Here is an 8430-nt window from a genome sequence, read left to right as displayed (position 1 = left end):
GCCGACGATGCCGGCCGCTGGCTGGCAACGCAGCCCGAAGGCGACGCTCGCGACGTGCGCCTGCGCGTGGCGCTGAACCACACCGAGCGCGCCGTGGCCGAGCGCCTGACGCGCGAAGTGACTGCTCTCTACACCTGCGGCCCGGCCGGCGGCGGCGGCGTGCGCACCGGCCTGCGCGCGCGGCTGGGCACCGTGTCGTGCCTGGTGCCGCGCGAGGCAGTGCCCACGCGCTTTCGTTTCGTCGAGGAGGCCTCGGCATGACGACGACCCCCGGCTTCATCACCGTGCCGCTGCACCACGCCGCCCACGGCCGCACCGGCGACAAGGGCGACCGCTCGAACATCAGCGTGATCGCCTGGGCGCCGGCCCTCTGGCCGCTGCTGGTGGAGCAGATCACCGAAAGCGTGGTCGCCCGCCAGTTCGCCCACCGCACGCCCACCCGCGTCACGCGCCACTTGCTGCCCAACCTGCATGCGATGAACTTCGTGCTCGATGATGTGCTGGATGGTGGCGTGAACGATGCGCTGAACCTCGACAGCCACGGCAAGGCGCTGAGCTACCTGCTGCTGGACCTGCCCTTGCGCGTGCCGGCCGGGCTGGTGCCGCAACTCGTCGCCTGGCCACCGGCTGCACCTGCCGATTTCGATTCACCCCACGGAGACAACCCACCATGACCACCCGCCGCACCGCCATCGCCGCCCTGCTCGCCGCCCTGCCCTGGGCCGGCGTGGCGCACGCGGCCGATGCCTACCCCGCCAGGCCCATCACCTTCGTTGTGCCCTTCGCCGCCGGCAGCGCCACCGATTCGCTCGCCCGCGCGCTGGGCCAATCGATCACCGCCGAGACCAAGCAGCCGGTGGTCGTGGACAACAAGGCGGGTGCCAGCGGCATGCTGGCCGCCCAGGCCGTGGCCCGCGCCGCGCCGGATGGCTACACGGTGCTCATCTCCACCAACACCACGCACGCGGCCAACGAGCACCTGTACAAGAAGATCGGCTACGACCCGGTGAAGGATTTCGCCCCCGTCACCGCGCTGGCCAAGGGCTACCAGGTGCTGGTGGTCAACGTGAACTCGCCCTACAAGACGCTGGGCGAGCTGCTGGCCGCGGCGAAGAAGACACCGGGCAAGCTGACCTTCGGCAGCGGCAGCGCCTCCAGCCGCGTGGCGGGCGAGCTGTTCACGCAGATGGCCGGCATCCAGATGCTGCACGTGCCCTACAAGAGCAACCCGCTGGCGATCACCGATCTGCTGGGCGGCCAGCTCGACATGATGGTGCCCGACACGGCCACCGGCGTGCCGCAGATCAAGGGCGGCAAGTTGCGCGCGCTGGGTGTCACCTCGACCAAGCCGCTGGCACTGCTGCCTGGCGTGCCGACCATCAGCGAGGCCGGCGTGAAGGGCTACGAGATGAGCTACTGGTTCGCCGCCTACCTGCCGGCCAACACGCCGCCGGCGGTCGTCAGCCGGCTGCACGATCTGCTGGTGGCGGGCACCGCGAGCCCGGCCGCCAAGGCCTTCTTCGAATCCGGCGGCTCGGAGCCCTTCACCACCACGCCCGAGGGCCTGGCCAAGTTCCAGATCGACGAATCGCAGAAGTGGGGCAAGGTGATCAAGGCGGCGGGTATCGAGCCGGAGTAAGCCCGCCGGGCCGGCCAGGCTGCGCGCTCAGCGCTCGTAGCCCAGCAGCAGCACGCCCTCCAGCACATTGAGCGCCACCGTGCCTTGCGGCAGGCAGGCAATGCCGACGGCAAACTCGCTTGCCAGCTCGTGCCGTGCCGACACGAACGGCGCCGTGGCATCGGTGGCATCCACCGCCACCGCGCCGCCACCCGGCCGCACCGGCTTGGCGAAGTAGACGATGCGGTCGCAGGCGGCCATGGTGCTTACATAACGATCTACCTCCACCTCGCCGCGCAGCGCCACGAGGGGCGCGTTGGCGAGCGTATACACCTGAAGCCGGCGCGTGTCGAACGCCCCCCGCAGGCCCAGGTACAGGCGCTGGCCTTCGGTGTCGAGCGCGAAGGCCTCGCCGATCGGGATCTGGTTCGCCAGCACGGGCGCCGCGGGGTCGGTGATGTCGTACACCAGCAGCAGGTGCTGGTAGTTGTCCACGGCATAGAGATGCAGCCCGGCGATGCGCGCCAGGGTGACGAAATCCGAGCCTGGCAGGTTGCCCACCCATTGCGGCGCCGAGGGCACCTGCACGTCGTAGATGCGTGCCGGGCCGCTGAAGGGCTTCAGGACGACGTGGTGGCCGGTGGCGGCGAGCGGCCCGGCGCCGGGCAGGATGGTGCCGACGATCTGCGGACGCTTCAGGTCCGCCAGATCGATGATCACCACGCCGGTGGACTGGGTGTTGACATAGGCGCGGCCCGGCGCGAAGACGAACTCGCGTTGCGCGGCGTAGCTGTCCTGGTCGAAATCGGGCAGTGCGAGGCTCCAGGCCAGGTGCGGTGCCTGCGGGTCGGCCAGGCGCAGGCGGTTGAACGCGCGGTCGGCCACGTAGGCGCTGCGGCCCATGGCGTGCAGCGCCTGTGACGCCGGGATCGGCACGTTGACCGAGGCCAGGCGCCTGGGCGCCGTGGGCTGCGAGATGTCCACCCGGTCGATCGAGCTTTCCCGGTTGATCCGGTAGGTGCCGGTGATGGCCTGGTCACCGACCGTGTCGACGGCGACCAGGTCGCCCGCCAGGTTGGCCAGCTGCAGCGGGTTGGCCGGGTCGCTCACGTCGATCACACGCAGCCCGCCCTTGCGGTAGTGCGACTCGCCGCTCTCGATGCCCCGGTCGGCCACATAGGCCAGGCTGCCGTTCAGGGCCACGCCGACCGCGTCCTCCTTCACCGCCTTGACGGAATGGCCGAGTTCGGCCGGGCGCGTGGGATCCGCCACGTCGACGATCCGCAGCCCCGCCGCGCCGGCCGCCACGAACGCCAGCGCGCCCTGCAAGGCGATCTGCCGGCCGTTGGCGGGCAGGCGGGTGGCGCCCAGGCGCCGCAGGGCGCGGGGGTCCGCCGCGTCCAGCACCAGGAACAGCCCGTCGCTCGCCGCCGCGCAGAGCCGGCTGGCCGCGCCCAGCCGCAGGCTCAGGTACGACACGCCAGGCTCCTCGAACACCGACAGCAGCGTGGGCGTACCCGCGTCCCGCACATCCAGCACATGGATCCCCGCCTTGCCCGACGCGGCGTAGAGCGTCTGGCCGTCGGTCGTGAGGCTGCGCGGGCGGAAGCCGGGCGCCGAGTAGGAGCCCAGCAGCACCGGGCGCTGCGGGTCGGTGGCAATGTCGTAGATGCGCAGCCCGGCCTGGCCAGCGGCAAGGTACAGGCGGCCGCCCCCTACCTCGAGATCGGTGATGTCGTCGGATTCCGACGGGCCCTCGCTGACCAGCGCCGGGGGCTTGCCGCCCTCGATGGCATAGACCTGCAGCCGCCGGCCGACGCCGGCGTAGACATGGTCGGCCGTGATCGCCAGCGCCCGCACCGGCCCGAGCGCCCGCTCGAGCTCGACGAAGCGAGCGGCTTCGCCCCCGGCGGCCCGGGCTGGCGTGGGCGCGACGGGCAACACCGCGGCCACGGTCACGCCCAGGGCGAGCAGACACCGACGAACCACGAACAGCACGGTCATCACAGCCTCCGCAGGGGGCAGTGTGCGCCGTGCCGCGCGTCGTTGGCAAACCTGGGGCGCACCCACGGGTGGCAAGAAACCATGTGCGCCACCATGGTCTCTCGCTTGTACAGATGGCCGACCCGCGTCGTAGTATCTAGCCAATAAATTCAGGGGAACGGCAGATGCGCGCTTCGACGCGTTGGTGCTGTTGGGCAGCGGCAGCGCTGTGCAGTGCAGCGCCTGCGTTCGCGCAGCCGCGGCTGGGCGACCTGAGCCTCGAAGAGCTGAGCAACATCGAGATCACCTCGGTGTCCCGCCGCGCCGAGCGCCTGTCCGACGCGCCCACCTCGGTCTACGTCATCACCGCCGACGACATCCGCCGTTCGGGCGTCACCAGCCTGCCGGAGGCGCTGCGCCTGGCGCCGAACCTGCAGGTGGCGCGCTCCAGCGCCAGCGGCTATGTCGTCACCGCGCGCGGCTTCGCCGGCAATTCGGCCAACAAGATGCTGGTGCTGATCGACGGCCGCTCGGTCTACACGCCGCTGTACTCGGGCGTGTTCTGGGACGTGCAGGACGTGATGCTCGAGAGCGTGGACCGCATCGAAGTCATCAGCGGACCGGGCAGCACGCTGTGGGGCGTCAACGCGGTCAACGGCGTGATCAACGTCATCACGCAGGACGCGGCATCGAGCCAGGGCAGCCTGGTGGCCGCCAGCGTGGGCGAAAGCGAGTCGCGCGCCAGTGCACGCCATGCAGCCGTCACCGACGGCGGCGTGGCCTGGCGCGTCTACGCGAAGCGCAGCGACCAGCAAGACACCGAGACGGCCGCCGGCATGCGCATCGACGACGCCGGGCACCACACCCAGGCGGGCTTTCGGGCCGATGCCACCCGCGGGCGCGACCGCCTGATGCTGCGCGGCGATGCCTACCGGGGCCGGCACGAGCAGCCGGCGCCCGCCTCCGGCGGGATCGTCTACGGGCCCCTCACCGTCTCGGGCGCCCACGTGCTGGGCCTGTGGGAGCGCCGGCTGGATGACGGCGCCTCGTTCCAGCTGCAGGCCTATGTCGATCACAACGAGCGCACGGCGGTGCCGATCTACGGCGACACGCTGGACACGCTCGATGTGCAGTTCCAGCACGCGCCCGGCGCCATCGGCCGCCACGCACCGGTGTGGGGCGTGCAATACCGCACCGCGTGGGACCGGGTGGACAACAGCCCGTATCTCGCCTTCCTGCCGCCGAATCGCCGCCAGAACTGGGCCAGCTTGTTCGCCCAGGACGAGATCACGCTCGGCGACGAGTTGCACCTGACGCTGGGCGCGCGCGCCGAGCGCAACGACTACACCGGCGTCGAGTTCCTGCCGACCGCGCGCCTGGCCTGGAAGCTGGCGCCGCAGCACCTGCTGTGGGCCGCCGCCTCGCGCACCGTGCGCGCGCCCTCGCGGCTGGACCGCGAGTTCTTCGTGCCGGGCCAGCCGCCGTATTTGCTGCACGGCGGGCCGGGCTTCGAATCCGAGGTGGCGAACGTGGCCGAGCTGGGCTACCGCGGGCAGCCGACCGCGGCGACCTCGCTGTCGGTCACCGCCCACCGCGCGAGTTACGACCACCTGCGCACCGTCCAGTACGACCCCGGTTTCACCTCCGCCATCGTGGCCAATGGCATGGAGGGCCGCACCAGCGGCCTCGAGCTGTGGGGCAGCCTGCAGGCCCTGCCGAACTGGCGGCTGCACGCCGGCTACAGCCGCCTGTGGCAGGACCTGCGGCTCAAGCCGGGCAGCAACGACCCGATGACCGTGGCCGCCACCGAGGGGGCCAGCCCCGCATCGTCGTGGATGCTGCGCTCGGCGCTCGATCTGGGCGAGCGGGTCGAGTTCGACCTGATGCTGCGGCACGTGTCGAAGCTGACCTCTCCCGCCGTGCCGGCCTACACCGCGCTCGACCTGCGCCTGGGCTGGCGCGCCACGCCCGCCCTCGAGCTTGCGCTGGTCGGGCGGAACCTGGCCGGCAGCCACGGCGAATTCGGCGACCTGGCGACGCGCACCGAGTTTGGCCGCGCGCTGTTCGCCAACGCGCTGCTGCGCTTCTGACGCATGAGGCTTTGCGCATGACCCTCACCTCGATGCGGCGCGCACCGGCCCGGTGGCCCGCCTGGCCCGGTTGGTACCTGCTGGCCGCGCTGGCGCTGCTCGCGAGCCTGGCGGCCGAGCAGGCCTGGGCCCAGGACACGCAGGCCGAGTACCGCATCAAGGCCGCGTTCGTGTGCAAGTTCGGCAACTACATCGAGTGGCCGCCCGCGGCCTTCGCCAGCCCCGAGGCGCCCTTCAGCATCGGCGTGTGGGCACCGGCGGCGGTGGCCGACGAGGTGGCGGCCGCCGCCGGCGGGCTGCTCGTCCATGGCCGGCCGATCAGCGTGCGCCGGGTCGGCCCGGGGGATTCGCTCGAGGGCCTGCACATCCTCTTCGTCGCCCGGGGCCCGGCCGCGCGCCTGGCCGCGGCGCTGGCTGCGGTGAAGGACCGGCCCATCCTGACCGTGACCGAGTCGGACATGCCCGCCGAGGCCGGCGCGGTCGTCAACTTCGTGATCGTCGACGACAAGGTGAAGTTCGACGTCTCGCTGGCGGCGGCCGAGCGCAGCAGCCTGAAGGTCAGCGCGCGCCTGCTCGGCGTGGCCCGCCAGGTGGCCGGCGGGAGGCCCTCGTCATGATGGCCCCGGCCGCATGGCTGTTCGGCGGCTCGCTGCGGCGCAAGCTGCTCGGCGTGATGCTGCTGACGACGCTGGTCGCGGTGGTGGTGGCGCTGGGCGCGATGATCGCCTACGACCTGCGCGCCTACCACCGGGGCTGGGTCGGCGACGTGGGCGCCCAGGCCGAGCTGCTCGCGCGCACCACCGCGCCGGCGCTGGCCTTCGACGATGCCCGCGTGGCGCGCGACAACCTCGCCGTGCTGCGCTTCCAGCCCAAGGTGCGCGCCGCGGCCGTCTACAACGCGCGCGGCGTGCTGTTCGCCAACTACCAGGCCGAAGGCGAGCGCGCCGGCTTCCCCAGCCTGCCCGATGCCGACGGCGTGGCGGTGCAGGGCCGCAGCCTCGTCGCCTACCGGCGCATCGTCGATCACGGCCAGATCCTCGGCACGATCTACCTGCGGGCCGACTACGAGCTGTTCGACCGCCTGCTCAGTTATGCCGGCATCGCGCTGGTGGCCGCCGCGGTGGCGATGCTGGTCGCGGCGCTGGTGTCGTCCTGGCTGCGGCAGATCGTGCTGCAGCCCATCCTGGCCATCGGCGACGCCGCGCGCGAGGTGGTCGAGCGGCAGGACTATTCACGCCGGGTCGACCCGCAGCGCGGCAACGACGAGCTTGGCGCGCTGGTCGCCACCTTCAACGCGATGATGGGCGAGATCCAGCGCCGCACCGAAGCGCTGGAAACCTCCAACCACGAGAAGGCGCGCGAGGTCGACGAGCGGCGCATCGCCCAGCAGGAGGTGATGCGCCTGAACGAGGGGCTCGAGCAGCGGGTGCGCGAGCGCACCGCCGAGCTGGAGCGCTCGAACGGCGAGCTCGCGCTGGCCACGGCCTCGGCCGAGGCGGCCAACCGCGCCAAGTCGGAGTTCCTGGCCAGCATGAGCCACGAGCTGCGCACGCCGCTGAACGCGATCATCGGCTTCGGCCAGCTGCTGGCCGGCGCGGACGCGGCCACGCTCGCCTCCGGCCGCGGGCAGGCGTTCGTCGACCACATCGTCAGTGCCGGGCACCATCTGCTCAGCCTGATCAACGACGTGCTCAACCTCGCGCAGATCGAGGCCGGCAAGCTGACCCTGTCGCTCGAGGGCGTGCGCCTGGCCGAGGTGCTGGCCGAATGCCAGACCATGACCGAGCCGCAGGCGCAGCGGCGCGACGTCCGCCTGATCTTCCCGCCGCCGGTCGATGCCATCGTGAACGCCGACCGAACCCGGCTCAAGCAGGTGCTGCTGAACCTGCTGTCGAACGCGGTCAAGTACAACCGCGACGGCGGCACCGTCGTGGTCGGCTGCGCGCGCCTGCCCGACGGGCGCCTGCGCGTGTCGGTGCAGGACACCGGCATCGGCATGCTGCCGGAGCAGCTGCAGTCGCTGTTCCAGCCCTTCAACCGCCTGGGCCAGGAGACGAGCTCGCGCGAGGGCACCGGCATCGGCCTGGTCGTGACGCGCCATCTCGTCGAGCTGATGGGCGGGGAGCTGGGCGTGTCCAGCACGCCCGGCGCCGGCAGCCTGTTCTGGATCGACCTGCGGCAGCTCGACGCGGCCGATGCCGGCGCCGACGTGGCAGCGGCAGAAGCCCCCGCACCGGCACCCGACACGACGAGTGCCGGCGATGGCGCCGGCGGCGACCAGGCCCAGCGGGTCGCCACCGTGCTCTGCGTCGAGGACAACCCGGCCAGCCTGGCGCTGATCCAGGCCGCGCTGGCGGCGCGCACCGGCGTGCGCCTGATCTCCGCCCCCAACGGCCAGCGCGGCATCGAGCTGGCCCGCAGCCGCCAGCCCGACGTGATCCTGATGGACAACAACATGCCGGTGCTCAGCGGCGGCGCCGCCCAGGCCATCCTGCGCGGGGACCCCCGCACCGCCCACATCCCGGTGATCGCCATCAGCGCCAACGCGATGCCCGACGCCGTGAGCAAGGGCCTGGCGGCCGGCTTCTACCGCTACCTCACCAAGCCGGTCGATCTGCGCGCGCTGGACGAGGCGCTGGACGGCGCGCTGGCGTTGGCCACGCACCGCCGGATGGCGCTGAGCGAGAAACCGCCAAGCTGAGCGCGGCGCCGTCGAGCTTGCTCGATGTCAACGCCCGA

At 71.9% G+C, this 8430-nt stretch carries 7 protein-coding genes; 6 read left to right on the top strand and 1 reads right to left on the bottom strand.

Annotated features, from left to right (window positions below; genetic code table 11):
* The 3 genes from VJ693_RS05955 to VJ693_RS05945 all read left to right on the top strand — a co-directional run.
* A partial coding sequence (locus VJ693_RS05955; protein WP_422653704.1) for an acyclic terpene utilization AtuA family protein occupies positions 1–261 on the top strand: 261 nt, incomplete at its 5' end.
* Positions 258–674, top strand: a complete 417-nt coding sequence (locus VJ693_RS05950; protein WP_324152590.1) for an AtuA-related protein — start codon at positions 258–260, stop codon at positions 672–674. The genes VJ693_RS05955 and VJ693_RS05950, both read left to right, overlap by 4 nt.
* The gene (locus tag VJ693_RS05945) at positions 671–1639 is read left to right on the top strand and encodes a tripartite tricarboxylate transporter substrate binding protein (protein WP_324152589.1); all 969 of its coding nucleotides are present in this window, start codon (positions 671–673) and stop codon (positions 1637–1639) included. The genes VJ693_RS05950 and VJ693_RS05945 overlap by 4 nt, the downstream gene beginning before the upstream one ends.
* A gap of 27 nt (positions 1640–1666) precedes the next feature.
* Here VJ693_RS05945 and VJ693_RS05940 read toward each other — a convergent pair whose 3' ends face one another.
* A complete protein-coding gene (locus VJ693_RS05940; RefSeq protein ID WP_324152588.1) occupies positions 1667–3622 on the bottom strand; it encodes a hypothetical protein in 1956 nt (651 codons plus the stop codon).
* A 164-nt stretch (positions 3623–3786) separates the two neighbouring features.
* On the opposite strand from VJ693_RS05940, the gene VJ693_RS05935 reads away from it, so the two are divergent.
* Genes VJ693_RS05935 through VJ693_RS05925 form a run of 3 tightly spaced genes read left to right on the top strand, consistent with a single transcriptional unit; the run spans position 3787 to position 8392 of the window.
* The gene (locus tag VJ693_RS05935) at positions 3787–5691 is read left to right on the top strand and encodes a TonB-dependent receptor (RefSeq protein WP_324152587.1); all 1905 of its coding nucleotides are present in this window, start codon (positions 3787–3789) and stop codon (positions 5689–5691) included.
* 17 nt (positions 5692–5708) lie between these two features.
* Positions 5709–6308, top strand: a complete 600-nt coding sequence (locus VJ693_RS05930; protein WP_324152586.1) for a YfiR family protein — start codon at positions 5709–5711, stop codon at positions 6306–6308.
* The gene (locus VJ693_RS05925; protein WP_324152585.1) at positions 6305–8392 is read left to right on the top strand and encodes an ATP-binding protein; all 2088 of its coding nucleotides are present in this window, start codon (positions 6305–6307) and stop codon (positions 8390–8392) included. Before VJ693_RS05930 ends, VJ693_RS05925 begins: the two co-directional genes overlap by 4 nt.
* The last annotated feature ends 38 nt before the right edge of the window (positions 8393–8430 follow it).

The sequence above is a fragment of the Ideonella sp. genome (assembly GCF_035254525.1).
GTDB lineage: Bacteria > Pseudomonadota > Gammaproteobacteria > Burkholderiales > Burkholderiaceae_C > Ideonella.
This window is presented reverse-complemented; position numbering and strand designations above follow the sequence as displayed.

Bases quoted from the DNA above. Each gene is read 5' to 3' on its own strand.
- VJ693_RS05950 (WP_324152590.1), top strand. From the start codon at position 258: ATGACGACGACCCCCGGCTTCATCACCGTGCCGCTGCACCACGCCGCC.
- VJ693_RS05925 (WP_324152585.1), top strand. From the start codon at position 6,305: ATGATGGCCCCGGCCGCATGGCTGTTCGGCGGCTCGCTGCGGCGCAAG.
- VJ693_RS05945 (WP_324152589.1), top strand. From the start codon at position 671: ATGACCACCCGCCGCACCGCCATCGCCGCCCTGCTCGCCGCCCTGCCC.
- VJ693_RS05930 (WP_324152586.1), top strand. From the start codon at position 5,709: ATGACCCTCACCTCGATGCGGCGCGCACCGGCCCGGTGGCCCGCCTGG.
- VJ693_RS05940 (WP_324152588.1), bottom strand. From the start codon at position 3,622: ATGACCGTGCTGTTCGTGGTTCGTCGGTGTCTGCTCGCCCTGGGCGTG.
- VJ693_RS05935 (WP_324152587.1), top strand. From the start codon at position 3,787: ATGCGCGCTTCGACGCGTTGGTGCTGTTGGGCAGCGGCAGCGCTGTGC.